Origin of the sequence: Rhodopseudomonas palustris (assembly GCF_003031265.1) — a bacterium.
Lineage (GTDB): Bacteria > Pseudomonadota > Alphaproteobacteria > Rhizobiales > Xanthobacteraceae > Rhodopseudomonas > Rhodopseudomonas palustris_H.
This window is the reverse complement of sequence record NZ_CP019966.1, coordinates 659,488-675,611: the sequence shown is the minus strand read 5'-3', so window position 1 is coordinate 675,611 and position 16,124 is coordinate 659,488. Positions and strand designations below refer to the sequence as shown.

18 protein-coding genes are annotated in these 16,124 nt (G+C 66.4%); 5 read left to right on the top strand and 13 right to left on the bottom strand.

Features of this window, described 5'->3' with window-relative positions; genetic code table 11:
* Positions 1 to 83 precede the first annotated feature (83 nt).
* Complete coding sequence (locus tag RPPS3_RS03175; protein ID WP_107342809.1) at positions 84 to 521, bottom strand: cupin domain-containing protein; 438 nt, start codon at positions 519 to 521, stop codon at positions 84 to 86.
* Complete coding sequence (gene gloB, locus RPPS3_RS03170) at positions 518 to 1,285, bottom strand: hydroxyacylglutathione hydrolase (protein ID WP_107342808.1); 768 nt, start codon at positions 1,283 to 1,285, stop codon at positions 518 to 520. The genes RPPS3_RS03175 and gloB overlap by 4 nt, the downstream gene beginning before the upstream one ends.
* A gap of 179 nt (positions 1,286 to 1,464) precedes the next feature.
* Here gloB and RPPS3_RS03165 point away from each other — a divergent pair, with 179 nt between their 5' ends.
* The gene (locus RPPS3_RS03165; RefSeq protein ID WP_107346406.1) at positions 1,465 to 2,235 is read left to right on the top strand and encodes a class I SAM-dependent methyltransferase; all 771 of its coding nucleotides are present in this window, start codon (positions 1,465 to 1,467) and stop codon (positions 2,233 to 2,235) included.
* An 84-nt stretch (positions 2,236 to 2,319) separates the two neighbouring features.
* On the opposite strand, the gene RPPS3_RS03160 is transcribed toward RPPS3_RS03165, so the two are convergent.
* From RPPS3_RS03160 to RPPS3_RS03140, 5 genes are all read right to left on the bottom strand, one after another.
* Positions 2,320 to 3,009 carry a DUF4167 domain-containing protein gene (locus RPPS3_RS03160; protein WP_107342807.1) on the bottom strand — a complete coding sequence of 230 codons (690 nt, stop codon included), beginning with the start codon at positions 3,007 to 3,009 and terminating at the stop codon, positions 2,320 to 2,322.
* A gap of 456 nt (positions 3,010 to 3,465) precedes the next feature.
* Positions 3,466 to 4,320, bottom strand: coding sequence for a peptide chain release factor N(5)-glutamine methyltransferase (prmC, locus tag RPPS3_RS03155; RefSeq protein WP_434006768.1), 855 nt, complete (start codon positions 4,318 to 4,320; stop codon positions 3,466 to 3,468).
* A gap of 11 nt (positions 4,321 to 4,331) precedes the next feature.
* The gene (gene prfA / locus RPPS3_RS03150) at positions 4,332 to 5,417 is read right to left on the bottom strand and encodes a peptide chain release factor 1 (RefSeq protein ID WP_107342805.1); all 1,086 of its coding nucleotides are present in this window, start codon (positions 5,415 to 5,417) and stop codon (positions 4,332 to 4,334) included.
* A gap of 54 nt (positions 5,418 to 5,471) precedes the next feature.
* Positions 5,472 to 7,739, bottom strand: a complete 2,268-nt coding sequence (ptsP, locus tag RPPS3_RS03145; RefSeq protein ID WP_107342804.1) for a phosphoenolpyruvate--protein phosphotransferase — start codon at positions 7,737 to 7,739, stop codon at positions 5,472 to 5,474.
* 332 nt (positions 7,740 to 8,071) lie between these two features.
* Complete coding sequence (locus tag RPPS3_RS03140) at positions 8,072 to 9,325, bottom strand: aspartate kinase (RefSeq protein ID WP_107342803.1); 1,254 nt, start codon at positions 9,323 to 9,325, stop codon at positions 8,072 to 8,074.
* 191 nt (positions 9,326 to 9,516) lie between these two features.
* On the opposite strand from RPPS3_RS03140, the gene ubiG reads away from it, so the two are divergent.
* Together ubiG and RPPS3_RS03130 are read left to right on the top strand one after the other, a co-directional pair.
* A complete protein-coding gene (gene ubiG, locus RPPS3_RS03135; protein WP_104511875.1) occupies positions 9,517 to 10,278 on the top strand; it encodes a bifunctional 2-polyprenyl-6-hydroxyphenol methylase/3-demethylubiquinol 3-O-methyltransferase UbiG in 762 nt (253 codons plus the stop codon).
* A 127-nt stretch (positions 10,279 to 10,405) separates the two neighbouring features.
* On the top strand, positions 10,406 to 11,305 hold the full coding sequence (locus tag RPPS3_RS03130; RefSeq protein ID WP_107342802.1) for an EamA family transporter: 900 nt from the start codon (positions 10,406 to 10,408) through the stop codon (positions 11,303 to 11,305).
* Here RPPS3_RS03130 and RPPS3_RS03125 read toward each other — a convergent pair whose 3' ends face one another.
* From RPPS3_RS03125 to RPPS3_RS03105, 5 genes are all read right to left on the bottom strand, one after another.
* Positions 11,306 to 11,743: an EamA family transporter gene (locus tag RPPS3_RS03125; protein WP_107342801.1), complete on the bottom strand. Its 438-nt coding sequence runs from the start codon at positions 11,741 to 11,743 to the stop codon at positions 11,306 to 11,308.
* A 115-nt stretch (positions 11,744 to 11,858) separates the two neighbouring features.
* Complete coding sequence (locus RPPS3_RS03120; RefSeq protein ID WP_107342800.1) at positions 11,859 to 12,353, bottom strand: DUF1178 family protein; 495 nt, start codon at positions 12,351 to 12,353, stop codon at positions 11,859 to 11,861.
* Positions 12,350 to 13,225, bottom strand: coding sequence for a carbon-nitrogen hydrolase family protein (locus RPPS3_RS03115; protein WP_107342799.1), 876 nt, complete (start codon positions 13,223 to 13,225; stop codon positions 12,350 to 12,352). The genes RPPS3_RS03120 and RPPS3_RS03115 overlap by 4 nt, the downstream gene beginning before the upstream one ends.
* Complete coding sequence (gene grxC, locus RPPS3_RS03110) at positions 13,222 to 13,497, bottom strand: glutaredoxin 3 (RefSeq protein ID WP_107342798.1); 276 nt, start codon at positions 13,495 to 13,497, stop codon at positions 13,222 to 13,224. Before grxC ends, RPPS3_RS03115 begins: the two co-directional genes overlap by 4 nt.
* A gap of 42 nt (positions 13,498 to 13,539) precedes the next feature.
* Positions 13,540 to 14,355: a ComF family protein gene (locus RPPS3_RS03105; RefSeq protein ID WP_107342797.1), complete on the bottom strand. Its 816-nt coding sequence runs from the start codon at positions 14,353 to 14,355 to the stop codon at positions 13,540 to 13,542.
* A gap of 105 nt (positions 14,356 to 14,460) precedes the next feature.
* On the opposite strand from RPPS3_RS03105, the gene RPPS3_RS03100 reads away from it, so the two are divergent.
* A complete protein-coding gene (locus RPPS3_RS03100; protein WP_107342796.1) occupies positions 14,461 to 14,760 on the top strand; it encodes a hypothetical protein in 300 nt (99 codons plus the stop codon).
* Positions 14,761 to 14,786: 26 nt separating this feature from the next.
* Positions 14,787 to 15,617: a methyltransferase domain-containing protein gene (locus RPPS3_RS03095; protein ID WP_107342795.1), complete on the top strand. Its 831-nt coding sequence runs from the start codon at positions 14,787 to 14,789 to the stop codon at positions 15,615 to 15,617.
* A 98-nt stretch (positions 15,618 to 15,715) separates the two neighbouring features.
* On the opposite strand, the gene RPPS3_RS03090 is transcribed toward RPPS3_RS03095, so the two are convergent.
* Positions 15,716 to 16,117 carry a (deoxy)nucleoside triphosphate pyrophosphohydrolase gene (locus RPPS3_RS03090; RefSeq protein ID WP_011156162.1) on the bottom strand — a complete coding sequence of 134 codons (402 nt, stop codon included), beginning with the start codon at positions 16,115 to 16,117 and terminating at the stop codon, positions 15,716 to 15,718.
* Between the last annotated feature and the right edge of the window lie 7 nt (positions 16,118 to 16,124).

The following is a 16,124-nucleotide window of genomic DNA, read 5'->3' as shown; positions in this document are numbered from 1 at the left end:
ACCCATCATTCTGTTCGGCCGTTATTGCGGTGGGTTGCGCGCGGCGCGCGAGCCTGTCGTTCAGCCTACCCTCGCGATGGACTTCATCGCCCCGGCTCCCAACCGGGCGACGCCAGTTCGAAGCCAGCGAAGTCGAAACCCGGCGCCACGGTGCAGCCGACCAGCGTCCATTCACCGGTCGACGTTGCCGCCTGCCAAGCGCGCGACGGCACGATGACTTGCGGCAGATGCCCGGCGCCGAGATCGGGGCCGAGCGTGGTGGCGCGACGGCCGTCGTCATCGGCGACCTCCAGCATCAGGGCCGCGCCCGCGTAGTAGTGCCAGACTTCGACCGCGTCGATCCGGTGCCAGTGCGAACGCTCGCCTGCACGCAGCAGGAAGTGGATCGCGGTCGAGTAGCTGCGGCCGCTCGGGTCGCAGCGCGGATCGCGAAATGTTTCGCGATAATGGCCGCCTTCCGGATGCGGCTGCAGACCGAGCCGCGCGATCACCTCGGGGGCGCTGAGAGTCACCGCGCTCACCCGTTGTTCTTGCGCTCGCGGATCTCGCCGAACACGTCGGCGGCGGGCGCGCCGGGCAGGCCCACTGCGGCTGCAACCGACGGCACATCGGCCCGCAGGAACACGTTGGCTTGCTTCTCCTCGCCGAGCGTCACCGGAATTGTCGGCTTGCCTTCGGCTCGCAGTGCTTCGACCTGCTTGGCACGGGCCTGCAGCGCCGCATTGTCGGGCTCGATGCCGAGTGCAAATTTGACGTTGGAGGCGGTGTATTCGTGCCCGCAATACAGCTTGAAGTCGTCCGGCAGCGCCCGCAGCTTCAGCAGCGACTCCCACATCATCGGATAGGTGCCTTCGAACACCCGGCCGCAGCCGATCGAGAACAGCGTGTCGGCCGCGAACAGCGCGCGGTCATGATCGAACACATAAGAAATGTGATCGAGGGTGTGGCCGGGGGTTTCCAGCACGCGCGCAGTGAGATCGCCGATGCGGACGAAATCGCCTTCCCGCAGGCGGACGTCGACGTCAGCGATCTTGGCGTTGGCGTCGTGCGGCGCATAGACGCGGCACTGATACTTCTTCTTCAGCTCGGCAATGCCGCCGACGTGATCGCCGTGATGATGGGTGACCAGAATGTCGGTCAGCTTCCAGCCTTCTTTGTCGAGCGCAGCGATCAGGGGGGCAGCTTCCGGCGCGTCGATGGATGCGGTCGCTCCGGTGGCCGGATCGTGGACCAGATAGCCGAAATTGTCGGTGAGACACGGAACGATACGGATGTCGGCGGGCATGAGATCTCCGGAACTTGAAGGCGGCAGGAGCGTGCCCGGCGCCGTTTCTGTCGCCGGCGTCACGCAGTGTCGAATCCTAACATGGGGGCAAACCGGGACGAAATGAAGCGGTCACAGCCTCGTAAACCAAGCAGGGTGTGGCTTTGCCGGACGGTACGACGCCGTGGTAAATGGTGGGCATGACCATGGACGTCGTGGATCTGCGGGAGTTCTACAGCAGCCGTCTCGGCATCGTCGCACGGCGGCTGATCAACCGCGGCATCCAGTCGCGCTGGCCGGATGCGCGTGGCGATCGCGTGCTCGGCCTCGGCTATCCGACGCCCTATCTTGGTCTGTTCCGAGACAGATGCGAGCGCTGCATCGCCTTCATGCCGGCGGCTCAGGGCGTGTTGAAATGGCCGACCGCGCGATCGACGCTGTCATCGCTGGTCGACGAGCACGCGCTGCCGCTGCCGGATGCGGCGGTCGACCGTATCCTGCTGGTGCATGCGCTGGAGATGTCGGACGACCCCGAGCGGCTGCTGCGCGAGGTATGGCGGGTGATGGCGCCGGCCGGACGGCTGTTGGCAATCGTCCCGAATCGCCGCGGCGTCTGGGCACGCCTCGACAACACCCCGTTCGGCCACGGCCGTCCCTATTCGCGCTCGCAGATCGCCGATCTCTTACGACGAACCTGGTTCACCCCCACCGCCTGGAGCGAAGCGCTGTTCGTGCCGCCGCTGGGGCACGGCTGGCTGTTGCGATCGGCCCCAGCGTGGGAGCGGATCGGCGCATCGACCTCGCTGCCCTTCGCCGGCGTGCATGTGGTCGAAGCCACCAAACAGGTGGTGCGGGCGCAGCCGGTCAAGCGCGAGCGCATCCGGCTGATTCCGTCGCTGGAGCCGTCGCTGGTGCCGTCACCGACGCCGCTGCAGGGCGACGAGCCGGACGCGCCGCCGCTGCTGCGCTGAAACGACATGCGCTGAAACGAAAAAGGCCGCACCAACCGGCGCGGCCTTATCTGATCCTGAGATCGATCGAATGAAACGCAGCGATTAATCGCCGGCGCCGGCATCCTCACCCGACGGAGCCGGGGCGACGGCCTGTGCGGCGGCTGGCTCGCCACGCGGACGGCGCCGACGACGCGGCGGGAAGCGCTCACCGCCCCCGTTGCTCTCGAATGCGTTGGGGCCGAGCTGCGGCTGCGGACCGGTGATGAAAGACGGCAGGCGATCGACGCCCTCGGCCGCCGGCTGCGGCTGCTCGCGCGGCACGAACTGCGGCTGCGGGCGATGCTCGCGCGGCTGCGGCTGTTCACGCGGCTGATAGGGCTGCGGTTGCTCGCGCTGCTGGTACGGCTGGGGCTGCTGTACAGGGACGAGGCCCGGCTCGGCGCCGAAATTGGAGAAATCGCCCTCGCTGTCGTCGTCGTTGTCCAGCGTGTCGTTGTCGATTCGCGGCTGCGGCTGATTCTGCCGGAATTGCTCCTGGGCTGCCGCGATCAGACGAAAGTAGTGCTCGGCGTGCTGGTAATAGTTCTCTGCCGCCACCGGGTCACCCGAAGAGCGGGCATCGCGGGCGAGCTGAACGTATTTCTCGGCGATGTGCGAAGCGGTACCACGGATCTTGATATCGGGGCCGTTCGATTCAAACACCCGGGTCATCGGGTTTTGGCCGCGCCGATTGTTATTATTGCCGCCGTTATTCCGGTTACGCAGCCGCTTATTGTTCTGCCCGTTTCTCATGTCCTACCTTCTTACCGAACCTCTTTTTGCAAGGCATGGCTGCGCCTGACGCAGGTCGCACTACGCCTCTCCGAACAGCCCTTCAGTCTCTGGTCGCTTAGTGCCGTAAGTCGCGTTCAACAAAGACGCGTTCCCCAACTCCGGCGGGCGGTCGTGCTGCGCCAGCCGGACCAAATCAATGAGCCTGTGCAACGAGGCTCAGCTTCTCGCGCGTGAGTTCTTCAAGCGTGAATCGTTTAGGCTTTCGTTCGCTTCGCGGTCGAAAGCTGCGCGGCTGCCCCAGCCTATCGCGCTTGATCGAAACCGCAGTATGGAACCCTTTCGGTCAGGGGCTCTCGTAGAGAAGAACATGCCCCACACCGCACCGCGGGGCCAGCCGCTCTGACCGATATCTGGAGCGGAACGTAGTCGCTCTCGGTCGATATTCCAAGCGGTTTTTTGCAATTTGTTCCGATATCAGGGGCCCGCCAGCCGTCCGGTCACCGCCCGGAAAATCCCTGACAAATCAGGCCGGAAGGGGTCAGAGACGGTTAACCCCGAGGCCTGCATCAGGGCGCTTACATCGCGTTCCTGACCTTGTCCGATTTCAACCACCAAGGCGCCTCGTGGTTGCAACAGGCGGACCGATTCGGGGATGATTTTCCGGTAGGCATCAAGCCCGTCGGCTCCGCCGTCGAGCGCCCGGCGCGGATCATGCTCCCGCACCTCGTGATCAAGCCCCGCAATCTCGTTAGCTGGAATATAGGGCGGGTTGGAGACGATTAGGTCGAACCGCCCCTCCAGCGCCGCGGCGTAGTCGCAGGCGAGGAAGCCGGCGCGATCAGCAAGTCCAAGACGCTGCGCATTCCGTCGTGCGGTGCTTAGAGCGCCGAGGCTGATATCGGTGGCAACGCCGATGGCATCCGGCCGCTCGTGTAGTAGCGCGAGCAGGATCGCGCCGCTCCCAGTCCCGATGTCGAGTATCCGCGGCGCAGGTAAGTCTCGCTCCTGCAGGATCGCAAGCGCGGCCTCCACGATTGTCTCAGTATCGGGGCGGGGCACCAGCGTGTCGGCGGAGAGTTCGAACGGCAGCCCCCAGAACTCCCGCATGCCGAGGATCCGCGCCACCGGCTCGCCGCCGAGCCGCCGCGCCGCAAGCGACTGCAGCCGTTCGGTCTCCTCGGCGGTCAGAACACGCTCGGCCTGAACCAGAAGTCCGGTGAGATCGAGCCCGGTGACCTCGCCGACCAGCAGCCGGGCGTCGAGTGCGGCCGACTCGATCGCCGCATCCTGGAATTGCCTGGCGAGACGACGACGCGCGGACGCGATCATCGGAGCGTCGCTCACGCCGCGTTGCCCTGCTCGGCGAGCTGCGCCGCCTGATACTCGGTGGTCAGCGCGTCGATCAGCTCGCCCAAGCCTTCGCCGGCCATCACTTGCGGCAGCTTGTATAGCGTCAGATTGATGCGGTGGTCGGTAACGCGCCCTTGCGGGAAGTTGTAGGTGCGGATCCGTTCGGAGCGGTCGCCGGAGCCGACCTTCTCTTTGCGCTCGGCCGAGCGCGCCGCATCGACCCGCTGCCGCTCGGCATCGTAGATCCGCGAGCGCAGGATGTTCATCGCCGAAGCGCGGTTCTTATGCTGGGAGCGGCTGTCCTGCATCATCACCACGATGCCGGTCGGCAGATGGGTGATGCGGATCGCCGACTCGGTCTTGTTGACGTGCTGACCGCCGGCGCCCTGCGCCCGCATCGTCTCGATCCGCAGGTCTTCCTGCTTGATATCGACGTCGACGTCCTCGACCTCGGGCAGCACCGCGACGGTCGCGGCCGAGGTGTGGATGCGCCCCTGGGTTTCGGTGTCGGGCACGCGCTGGACACGGTGCACCCCGGATTCGAACTTCAGCTTGGCGAACGCGCCGCGGCCCTTCACTTCGGCGATGATTTCCTTGAAACCGCCGACAGTGCCTTCGCTCGCCGAAATTACTTCGACGCTCCAGCCCTGCAGTGCGGCGAACTTCTCGTACATCCGGAACAGGTCGCCGGCGAACAATGAGGCCTCGTCGCCGCCGGTGCCGGCGCGGATTTCCAGCATCACGTTGCGCTCGTCCATCGCGTCCTTCGGCAACAACGCGATGCGGATCTGCTGAATCAATTCGTCGCGGTGAGCGTCGAGCGCATCGCGCTCGGCCTCGGCCATCGCTCGCATCTCCGGCTCGGTGGCCGGATCTTCGAGCAGCTCGTCCATTTCACCGAGTTCGTCGCGGACCTGGCGATAACTCTTCACGGCCTCGACCAGCGGATTGAGCTCCGACAATTCGCGGGTGATGCGGACGTAGTCCTCGGCGCCGACCTGGGCCATCAGCTGCGCTTCGAGCGCGGCGTGATGCGCGAGGAGAACGTCGAGCTTGGCTTCGGGCAGTGTCGACATGAATGATCTCTGGTGAACGCGAAAAACGACAAGCGGCGGCAGGCAGCCGCCGCGCTACAAGGCGAGCTGATGCGCTTCGGCGAATTCGATCAGCTTGTCGCGAATCGAGACGCTGCCGGCCGGCGCGTCGAGCAGCGGTCCGATCATCGCCTCGGCCTTGGCGAGGTCGAGGCCGAGGATCATCGCCTTCACCGGGCCGTGCGCCAGCGCCGAGACCGACAGCGAGCGGTAGCCGATCGCGATCAGCGCCAGCGCTGCCAGCGGCTGCGAGGCCATCTCGCCGCACAGCGACAGCGACCGCTTCGCCGCCCGGGCCTTGCGGACGATGTCGCGCAGCGCGCGCAGGATCGGCGCCGACAGCGTGTCGAACCGCTCCGACACTTTCGAGTTGCCGCGATCGACCGCGAACAAGAACTGGAACAGGTCGTTGGAGCCGACCGAAACGAAGTCCGCGCGCTTGAACAGCTCGTCGAGCTGATACAACAGCGCCGGCACTTCCAGCATGGTGCCAACGTCGACGCGCTCCGGCAAAGTGTGGCCGTGCTGGCGGAGATAAGTCAGTTCACGCTCGATGATACTCTTGGCGGCATCGAACTCGGCCACCTCCGAGATCATCGGAAACATCACCCGCAGGTAACGACCGGCGGCGGCGCGCAGCATCGCCCGGATCTGGCTGCGCAGCAGGCCGGGCCTGTCGAGTCCGAGCCGGATCGCGCGCCAGCCCAGCGCGGGATTTTCCTCGACCACCGTCTCCATGTAGGGCAGCGCTTTGTCGCCGCCGATGTCGAGGGTGCGGAAGGTCACCGGCTTGGTGCCGGCGGCGTCGAGCACGGCGCGATACAGCGCGAGCTGATCGGACGAGCGTGGCAGGCTCTGGCCGACCATGAACTGCAGCTCGGTGCGGAACAGGCCGATGCCCGACGAGCCGGTGTCTTCGATGTGCGGCAGGTCGATGGTCAGGCCCGCGTTGATCATCAGGTCGATCGGCTGGCCGTCCTTGGTGGCGCAGGGCAGATCGCGCAGCGCCGAGTATTGCGCCTGCCTTCGGGCGCGGAAACGCACCCGCTCCGCATAAGCGGCTTCGATTTCGGCCGACGGGCGGACATAGATCGAGCCCGAGGTGGCATCGACGATGATCGCGTCACCCGGATCGGCGATACCCGGCGCGTTCGGCACCTCGCCGATCGCCGCGATGCCGAGGGCGCGCGCCACGATCGAGACGTGCGAGTTGGCGGTGCCTTCTTCGAGCACCAGGCCGCGCAGCCGCTTGCGGTCGTAATCGAGCAGCGCCGCAGGCCCCATCGAGCGCGCGATCAGGATGGCGTTGTCGGGCAATTGCTCGCGCGACGGCGCATGGTCCTGCCCAACGAGCTGGCGCATCAGGCGGTGGCCGAGGTCTTCCAGATCATGCAGCCGGTCACGCAAGTAAGGATCGGTCGAGCGCAGCATCCGCGCCCGGGTGTCCGACTGCACGCGTTCGACGGCTGCTTCGGCGGTGAGGCCGGTGGCGACCGCCTCGTGCAGCTTGTGCGACCAGCCATGATCGTTGGCGAACATCCGGTAGGCTTCGAGCACGTCGCGGTGCTCGCCGCCCTCGGCGAAGTCGCCCCGCTCCAGCATCCGGTCGAGGTCGGAGCGCAGCTTGGCGAGCGCCGCGTCGAGCCGCTTGATTTCCTTCGGCAGGTCTTCGGCGATGTAATTGGTGATGACGACGCGCGGTTCGTGCAGCACCACATGGCCGAGCGCGATGCCGTCCGACAGCACCGCGCCGGTCTTGTGGATCGAGTGCCGCGCCGCAGGCTCCGCACCGGGCTGGGCCAGCGCCGACAATTCGCCGGAGGCGATCATCTCGGCCAGCACCATCGCGGTGGTCTGCAGCGCCTCGACCTCTTCCTCGACATAGGTGCGCTTGGCGCGGTTCTGCACCACCAGCACGCCGAGGGTGTTGCCCGCGCGCAGGATCGGCACGCCGAGGAACGAGTGGTAAATTTCTTCGCCGGTTTCCGGGCGGAACGAGAACGCCGGATGGCTCTGCGCATCCGACAGGTTCAGCGGGGTCGCTTCGGAGGCGACGAGACCGACCAGACCTTCGTGGGCGTTCAGCACGGTCTGGTGCACCGCCTCGCGGTTCAGACCTTCGGTGGCATACAGCTCGAGGGTGTTGTCGATCCGCAGCACATAGACCGAGCACACTTCGGCGACCATGTTGGCCGCGATCAGCACCACGATCTTGTCGAGGCGTTCCTGCGCGGAGACTTGCTCCGCCATGGTTTCGCGGAGCCGTCTCAGCAAGACGCGGGGGCCACCCGACGTGCTCCGCATGTGCCGCAATCTCCTCTGCGAGCCTTGCCAGCCAGCGCGACGCCGCGCCAGCAGAAAAGCTCCAAAAACAATCCTCGTCCGGCGTTCGTCCGGCCCCGCGCGTGTGTCCACAGCGCGTGTCCGAACTCGAACACGAACCCGCAGCTGGTTCGGTTGCGGACACCGCCGCCGAACCTTCGCAACGCAACAAAACCGGCTTTGCCAGCCGACCTGTCAGCGCGCCGCGCCGCTCAGGCCGTATAGCGAATTGACGCTTGATTTGCCAAGCAAAACGCCTGCCAGCGGACGCAACATCGGGCCCGCCGGCTCTCTCAAATCACCGAAAAATTGTTCTAAACTTGATCCAGACCATAGAGCGTATGCAGCGTCCGCACCGCCAGTTCGGTGTAGGCCGCATCGATCAGCACCGAGAACTTGATCTCGGAGGTGGTGATGGCGCGGATGTTGATGTTGCGGGCCGCGAGCGCAGCGAACGCCTGGGCCGCGACGCCGGCATGGCTGCGCATGCCCGAGCCGATCACCGACACCTTGGCGACGTCGGTCTCGCTGTCGAAGCGGGCGTAACCGATCTTGTCCTGCGCCGAGGTGATGGTCTGCTTGGCACGGGCGAAGTCGGCGGCCGGCACCGTGAAGGTCAGATCGGTGGTCTTGCCGTCCTCGGAGACGTTCTGGACGATCATGTCGACGTTGATATTGGCGTCGGCCAGGGGACCGAAGATCGACGCCGCCACGCCCGGCTTGTCCTCGATCCGGCGCACAGAGATCTGCGCCTCGTCCTTGGAAAAGGCGATGCCGGTGACGACGTGGTTCTCCATGGAATTCTCCTCGCTGCTGATCAGCGTGCCCGGCGGCGTGCCGTGCGGATCGATATCTTCGGGCTTGTCGAAACTGGAGCGGACGAAGATCGGCATGTTGTGGACCATGCCGAGCTCGACCGAGCGAACCTGCAGCACCTTGGCGCCGAGCGAGGCCAATTCCAGCATCTCTTCGAACGACACCTTGTCGAGCCGGCGTGCCTTCGGCACCACCCGCGGGTCGGTGGTGTAGACGCCGTCGACGTCGGTGTAGATATCGCAGCGGTCCGCCTTCAGCGCCGCCGCGATCGCCACCGCCGAGGTGTCGGATCCGCCGCGGCCGAGCGTGGTGATCCGGCCGGTTTCGGCATGGATGCCCTGGAAACCGGCGATCACCGCCACTTCCTTGCGCTCGGAAAAGCGCTTGATGATTTCGCTGCCGTCGATCCCGACGATCCGCGCCGAAGCGTGGGCGTCGCTGGTCAAGATCGGGATCTGCCAGCCCTGCCAAGACCGCGCCTGAATGCCGAGCGACTGCAGGGCAATTGCAAGAAGCCCCGACGTCACCTGCTCACCGGACGCCACCACCGCGTCGTATTCACGCGCGTCGTGCAGCGGCGAGGCTTCGGTGCACCAGGCCACCAGCTCGTTGGTCTTGCCGGACATCGCCGACACCACCACGGCGACCTCATGGCCAGCGTCGACCTCGCGTTTGACATGGCGCGCGACGTTCTGGATGCGCTCGATATTGGCGACGGACGTGCCGCCGAATTTCATCACCAGCCGGCCCATGACGAATAGTGCAATCCTTGGAGACAACGAGTATTGATGGCGCGGAATCCGCCAGGCGGGAGCCGCGTGGCGCGTATACACAGCGTCGCGGTTTCGGGCAAGCAAGGGCATTGCGGCCGCGGAACAGGCGCAACCCGCTCCGGCCGCGTGCCGGGCGACAGGTACGGACATTGAGGAGCATCGCGCACCCCATGGCACTGCAACCCGAGTCCCCCGGCCAGCCGGCCTCGACCGTCGATCCGGCCGAGATCGCGAAATTCTCCAAACTGTCGGCCGAGTGGTGGGACCCCACGGGGCGGATGGCGCCGCTGCACCGGATCAACCCGCTGCGGATCAGCTTCATCCGCGATGCCGCCTGCCGGAAATTCGAGCGCAATGCCAAGAGCCTGAGCTGCCTCGAAGGCCTGCGGATGCTGGACATCGGCTGCGGCGCCGGCCTGTTGTGCGAGCCGTTCACCCGGCTGGGCGCCCAGGTGATCGGAATCGACCCCTCCGCAACCAATATCGCGGCCGCCAAGCTGCACGCCGACAAGTCGCATCTGGCGATCGACTACCGCAACGTCATGGTCGAGGAAATCGACCCGCGTGAACGGTTCGACATCGTGCTGGCGATGGAAGTGATCGAGCACGTCACCGACGTCGGCGCGTTCCTGTCGCGCTGCGCCGCGCTGATGAAGCCGACCGGCATCATGGTGGTGGCGACGCTCAACCGGAACTGGAAGAGCTTCGCGCTCGCCATCGTCGGCGCCGAATATGTGATGCGCTGGCTGCCGCGCGGCACCCATCAGTGGGACAAATTCGTTACCCCCGCCGAACTCGAGCAGCACCTCAACCGGCTGAAGCTCACCGTGACCGAACAGTCCGGCCTGGTGTTCAATCCGCTCGCCGACCGCTGGAAGCTGTCGCCCGACATGGACGTGAACTACATGATGGTGGCCGAAGCGGCGCCGTAGTTCTGGACGATCGCGCGCTTCCCCCTCCGGCGCGCGAAAGTCCTCGCAATGCAGGCATGATCCGGGTCCGGTTGACCGCTGCGGACCGGATCGCCGAGGCTGCAGCGTCCCTCCTGCCGCCATCGCCATGTTCACCGTCGCTTCGCTCTGGATCCCCTTCACGCTCGTCGCTGCGCTCGGCCAGGTCGCGCGCAACGCGATGCAGCGCTCGCTGACCGGGCCGCTCGGCACCTGGGGCGCCACCAATATCCGTTTCCTGTTCGGCTTCCCGTTTTCGCTGCTGTTCTTTGCCGGCGTGATCTGGGCGACCGGCGACGCGATACCGTGGCCCGGCCTCGATTTCTGGCCATGGCTGCTGCTCGGCGCGCTGTCGCAGATCGCCGCCACCGGGATGATGCTTGCGGCGATGAACGAACGCTCGTTCGTGGTCACCACCGCGTATCTGAAGACTGAAGCGATCCAGACCGCGATCTTCGGCTTCGTGTTCCTCGGCGATCATCTGAACCTGTGGAAGGTGGTGGCGATCCTGATCGCGACGGTCGGCGTCGTGGTTACGGCGCTGCGGCCCGGTGCGGCCCGCGGCCTCGTCAGCCTGCGGCCGACCTTGCTCGGGCTAAGCGCCGCCGCAGCCTTTGCGCTGTCGGCGGTCGGGTTTCGCGGCGCGATCATCGTGGTGCCGGACGTGACCTTCGTCACCGCCGCGACCTTCACCCTGGTGTTCGGCCTCGGGGTGCAGACGCTGGTACTGACCATCTACCTGCTGGCGCGGGCGCCGCAGGTGCTGCGCGACATCCTGCGGCTGTGGCGGCCGTCGATGCTGGCCGGCTTCGTCGGCGCCGCGGCCTCGCAGTTCTGGTTCCTGGCATTTGCGCTCACCGCCGCCGCCAATGTCCGCACCCTGGCGCTGATCGAGGTGCTGTTCGCGCAAGCTGTGGCCTACTACTCGTTCAAGCAGCCGGTGGCGCTACGGGAGATTCTCGGCATCATCCTGATCGTACTCGGCGTCGGGCTGCTGGTCGCGGTGTGATTACTTCAGCGCGATGATCACGGCGCCAGCGGCGATCAGCGCGATCCCAATCCACTCGGTTCCGGACGGCCGCTCCCCGAGAAACAGCACGCCGAACAGCACCACCAGCACCACGCTGAGCTTGTCGATCGGCGCCACCAGGCTGGCCGGGCCGAACTTGAGCGCCCGGAAGTAGCACAGCCATGACGCGCCGGTGCACAGCCCTGACAGGATCAGGAACGTCCAGGTCTTGGCGCTGATCGGCCCGTCCGCGACCAGCTTGCCAGTCGCCGCCAGCAGCCCGCCGAGCGCCACCAGCACCACCACGGTACGGATGAAAGTGGCGAGATCCGAGTTGATGTCGGCCACGCCGACCTTGGCAAAGATCGCCGTCAGCGCCGCAAACACCGCCGACAGCACCGCCCAGAATTGCCAGGAGAGCAGGGTGTCGGGGTTCACAACGGGGTCTCCAGCGAACTACTTGGCGTCCAAATCTCTCGTTCGTCGTTCCGGAGCGCGCGAAGCGCGAGCCAGAATGACAAAAGAGAGAATTCGGCTCGCTAAAGCCAAGACGTCAATTCCGGTCGTCCGGCAGCACCGGCAGCGGCGCCACCTCGATGCCTTCGTCGATCAGCGCCTTGGCCTCGGCCGGCGAAGCTTCGCCGTAGATCGGGCGATGTTCGATATCACCGTAATGCATCGCGCGCGCCTGCTCGGGGAAGCGCTCGCCGACATTGTCGGCAGTCTTGACGATGTGGTCGCGCAACTCCTTCAGCTTGGCGCGGAGCTCGCGCTCCTGCGCCATCAACAGCGGCGTCGGCGCATCAGCAGAAGTCGTCTCGGCCGGAAGGTTGCTCGCGGCGGATTCGGCGGCCGCCGGCTCGGGCGCGCGGCCGCGGCCTTTCTTGCCGACGATCTGCGGCGCCATGATCGCCTTTTCGACTTTCACCGAATCGCATTGCGGGCAGCTCACCAGCTTGCGCCGAACCTGGGACTCATAGGCCGACGAGCTCTGAAACCAGCTCTCGAACACGTGGCCTTTGTCGCAGCGCAGGCTGTAGCGGATCATGACTGCCGGACCAGATGGAGGTGGCCCGGGCCGGCGTTCGCATCGGCGACGGTGAAACGCCGGCCGTGCTGCAGCGACGGAATCTTGCCGCGCGCTTTGGTCACTTCGGCCGGATCGATCCGCGCCATGATGAAGCCGGGCTCGATGCCGCCTTCGGCCAGCACCTTGCCCCACGGATCGATGATCAGCGAGTGGCCGAACGTCTCGCGCTTGTTCTCGTGCAAACCGCCTTGCGCCGCGGCGAATACGAAGCAGCCGTTCTCGATGGCGCGGGCGCGCAGCAGCACGTGCCAATGCGCCTCACCGGTCGGCTTGGTGAACGCCGCCGGCACCGCCAGGAACGATGCGCCGGATTCGGCCAGCGCGCGGTACAGCGCCGGGAAACGCACGTCGTAGCAGATCGTCAGGCCGATCCGGCCCCACGGCAGGTCCGAGATCACCGCGGTCTCGCCGGGCTGGTAGTTCGCCGACTCCCGGTAGCTCTCGCCATTGCCGAGATCGATGTCGAACATGTGGATCTTGTCGTAGCTCGCCAGGATCGTACCGTCGGGGCCGATCAGAAACGAGCGGTTGACCGCGCGCTCCGGCGAGGCGCGCAGCGCCAGCGAGCCGATGTGCAGATGGATGTTCAGTTCACGCGCCAAGTCGCGATACGCCTTCAGCGACAGATCGTCGTCCTGCTCGGCAAGCTGGGCGAACAGCGCTTCGCGGTTGAGCTGCATCATGTTGCTCACCTCGGGGGTGAGCACGTAGTCGGCACCGGCCTTTACCGCCTCGCGGATCAGCCGGATGCCCTGCTCGAGATTGGGCTCGGGGGTGAGGCCGCTGCGCATCTGCACCAGGGCGGCATTGAACGGCACCGCGTCGGTCATGACGCCGCCTTCTCGCCGGCGAGCAGCGCGTCGAGCTTGCCCTCACGGTCGAGCGCATAGAGGTCATCGCAGCCGCCGACGTGGAGGTCGCCGATGAAGATCTGCGGATAGGTGGCGCCGGGGCCGGCGCGCTCGTCCATCTTCACCCGGAAGCCCGGATCGACCGCGACGTCGTACTCGGTGAAGGCCGCCTTCTTGCGGTTGAGGAGCGACTTGGCGGCGCTGCAATAGCCGCAGCCGGGGCGGGTGAAGATCTCGATCGCTGCGGGCATTCAGGCTCCGTTGGGTTGCCGAGGATGGGCGCAAGGAGCGGATTATATGGGGGATTTCAGCGTATCGACAACCCGCGCGAAGACCAGCACGTCGACCGAGGCCGCCCTCGCCCGGAGCAGCGCACGGGCGCAGGCATCGACCGTTGCCCCCGAGGTGAGCACGTCGTCGACCAGCACGATCCGCCGCCCCTGGATCTCGGCCTTGCGGTGTTTCGGAACCTCGAAGGCGCCCTGCACATTGGCGGCGCGCTCGCTGCGCGACAGCCCGATCTGGTGCGCGGTCGGCCGGACCCGTTGCAGTGCCTCAACCGCGACCGGCAGCTTGGCCTGCCGGCCGATCACCTGCGCCAGCGCGCCGGACTGATTGTAGCGACGCGAGAAGCCGCGGCGCCAATGCAGCGGCACCGGCACCAGCAGATCGGCGTCGGCCAGAAGCGGCTGCCCGGCACGCGCCATCCATCGTCCCATGGTCGGCGCCAGATCGGTGCGGTCATGGAACTTCAAGCCATGGACCAGCGCCTTGGCGACCTCGTCGTAGCGCACGGCGGCGCGGGCACGACTATAGGCCGGCGGAGCGGCGATCGCCTGCATCGACAGCATGCCGGGGCCGGGATCATAGACGAACGGGATGCCGAGCTTTTCGCAATACGGCGGGGCGATGAAGGACAGCTGCGACCAGCACTGCGCACACACGCCCTCGCCTGCGACCGGCTCGCGGCAAGCGACGCACAGCGTCGGCAGCGCCAGATCGAGCGCCGCCTGCGCCGCACGGGTCCAGATCCGCCGCAAACTGCTGGCAGCGGCTGCAAAGCCGCCCAGCCCCCGCACGCCAGCCCGATTGATCGCGCCCACACGCATGACGCGAGGCTAACGCCACCCACGCAACCGTCAAGCGGCAGAACCTTGTAGTGCCGGGCTGGAAAAAAGCGCACAACACCGCCAGTCCTTCTCCGGGAGATCGCCGTGTCCGAGCCCACCGACAAGCCTGCCGACGTCACCTATCTGGATATTCCGACCGCGCCGCATGTGTATTTCGACATCGCTCCGGCGCACGGGGTGATCGCCAATGGCGTCGAGGTCGAGCTCGCGGCACGCACCCTGAACCCGCTCGCAGACGGGACGGTCGAGGTGAAGTTCGTCACCACCGCTCGGCTGCGCTGCAGCCAGGCCGGCGCGCAGCATTTGCGCAACGCGCTGGATGCGGTGCTGAAGATGTTCGAGGCCTCGCAGCAGAGCCCGGCCGCGGCCTCCAAGCTGAACTGATCGTAGCGCGAACGATTTGACCTGCGATGTCTGATTCCACGCCGATCCTGTTCGATCGCCGGCTGCTCGCGGCGCGGCTGCAGCGTGCCGCCACGCTCGGCCCGGTGCCCTTCCTGCTCGACCGCGTCGCCGACGAGATGGACGAGCGGCTGCACGCCGTGCTGCGCAACTTCACCAACGTCACCGATCTCTGGACACCCGGCGGGCTGAAGCTGCAGCGATTTCCCAAGCTCGCGCATCTGGCGGTCGATCCGTCCGGCACCGAAGCCCTTCCGTTCGCTGCGGGATCGCTCGATTTGGTGGTCTCGGCGCTGGCGCTGCAATTCGCCAACGACCTGCCCGGGGTGCTGGCGCAGCTCCGCCGCGCGCTCAAGCCGGACGGCCTGCTGCTCGCGGCGCTGACCGGCGGCGATACGCTGACCGAACTGCGCGAGGCCTTCTCGGCCGCCGAGGCCGAGATCGAAGGCGGCGTGTCGCCGCGCGTCGCGCCGGCCGCCGACCTGCGCGATCTCGGCGCACTATTACAACGCGCCGGCTTCGCGCTGCCGGTGACCGACGTCGACCGCGTCGTGGTGCGCTACGACCATGCGTTCGCGTTGATGCAGGATCTGCGGCGGATGGGTGCCACCAACGTGCTGATCGAGCGCCGCCGAACGCCGCTGCGCCGCGCCACGCTGGGACGGATGGCCCAGATCTACGCCGACCGCTTCAGCGACCCCGACGGCCGCATCCGCGCCACCTTCGAGATTGTCTGGCTCTCCGGCTGGTCCCCCCACGAAAGCCAGCAGCAGCCGCTGAAACCGGGCTCGGCGAAGGTGAGTTTGGAAGAGGCGGTGAAGGGCAGTCAGCCGAAGTAGTTCCACCGTCATTGCGAGGAGCGCCGCGACGAAGCAATCCAGCTCCGTGCACTGAGCTGGATTGCTTCGCTTCGCTGGCAATGACGAGAGCCGGCGCCTTACATCAGCAATTCGATAAGCGGCGGGATCAGCGGCAGGTCCGCTGGCGGCATCGGGTAGTCGCGCAGTTTATTGGCCCGAACCCAGGCGAGCTCCTGGCCCTCGCGCGGCATAGCCAGGCCTTCCCAGCGCCGGCAGACATACAGCGGCATCAGCAGGTGAAAGTCCTCGTAGGCGTGGCTGGCGAAGGTCAGCGGCGCCAGACAGGCTTCCTTCACGGTGATGCCAAGCTCCTCGTCGAGCTCGCGGATCAGCGCCGCCTCCGGCCGCTCGCCGGGATCGAGCTTGCCGCCGGGAAACTCCCACAGACCGCCGAGCTGCTTGTGCTTCGGCCGCTGCGCGATCAGCACGCGATTATCGGCATCGATCAGCGCGACGGCGACGACGAGGAGGAGGTTCATGGGCGGC

What these genes read in the sequence shown, in the direction of transcription:
- gloB (WP_107342808.1), bottom strand. Translation starts at nt 1,285, where the DNA reads ATGCCCGCCGACATCCGTATCGTTCCGTGTCTCACCGACAATTTCGGC.
- RPPS3_RS03165 (WP_107346406.1), top strand. Translation starts at nt 1,465, where the DNA reads ATGACCATGGACGTCGTGGATCTGCGGGAGTTCTACAGCAGCCGTCTC.
- RPPS3_RS03160 (WP_107342807.1), bottom strand. Translation starts at nt 3,009, where the DNA reads ATGAGAAACGGGCAGAACAATAAGCGGCTGCGTAACCGGAATAACGGC.
- prmC (WP_434006768.1), bottom strand. Translation starts at nt 4,320, where the DNA reads ATGATCGCGTCCGCGCGTCGTCGTCTCGCCAGGCAATTCCAGGATGCG.
- prfA (WP_107342805.1), bottom strand. Translation starts at nt 5,417, where the DNA reads ATGTCGACACTGCCCGAAGCCAAGCTCGACGTTCTCCTCGCGCATCAC.
- ptsP (WP_107342804.1), bottom strand. Translation starts at nt 7,739, where the DNA reads ATGCGGAGCACGTCGGGTGGCCCCCGCGTCTTGCTGAGACGGCTCCGC.
- RPPS3_RS03140 (WP_107342803.1), bottom strand. Translation starts at nt 9,325, where the DNA reads ATGGGCCGGCTGGTGATGAAATTCGGCGGCACGTCCGTCGCCAATATC.
- ubiG (WP_104511875.1), top strand. Translation starts at nt 9,517, where the DNA reads ATGGCACTGCAACCCGAGTCCCCCGGCCAGCCGGCCTCGACCGTCGAT.
- RPPS3_RS03130 (WP_107342802.1), top strand. Translation starts at nt 10,406, where the DNA reads ATGTTCACCGTCGCTTCGCTCTGGATCCCCTTCACGCTCGTCGCTGCG.
- RPPS3_RS03120 (WP_107342800.1), bottom strand. Translation starts at nt 12,353, where the DNA reads ATGATCCGCTACAGCCTGCGCTGCGACAAAGGCCACGTGTTCGAGAGC.
- RPPS3_RS03115 (WP_107342799.1), bottom strand. Translation starts at nt 13,225, where the DNA reads ATGACCGACGCGGTGCCGTTCAATGCCGCCCTGGTGCAGATGCGCAGC.
- grxC (WP_107342798.1), bottom strand. Translation starts at nt 13,497, where the DNA reads ATGCCCGCAGCGATCGAGATCTTCACCCGCCCCGGCTGCGGCTATTGC.
- RPPS3_RS03105 (WP_107342797.1), bottom strand. Translation starts at nt 14,355, where the DNA reads ATGCGTGTGGGCGCGATCAATCGGGCTGGCGTGCGGGGGCTGGGCGGC.
- RPPS3_RS03095 (WP_107342795.1), top strand. Translation starts at nt 14,787, where the DNA reads ATGTCTGATTCCACGCCGATCCTGTTCGATCGCCGGCTGCTCGCGGCG.
- RPPS3_RS03090 (WP_011156162.1), bottom strand. Translation starts at nt 16,117, where the DNA reads ATGAACCTCCTCCTCGTCGTCGCCGTCGCGCTGATCGATGCCGATAAT.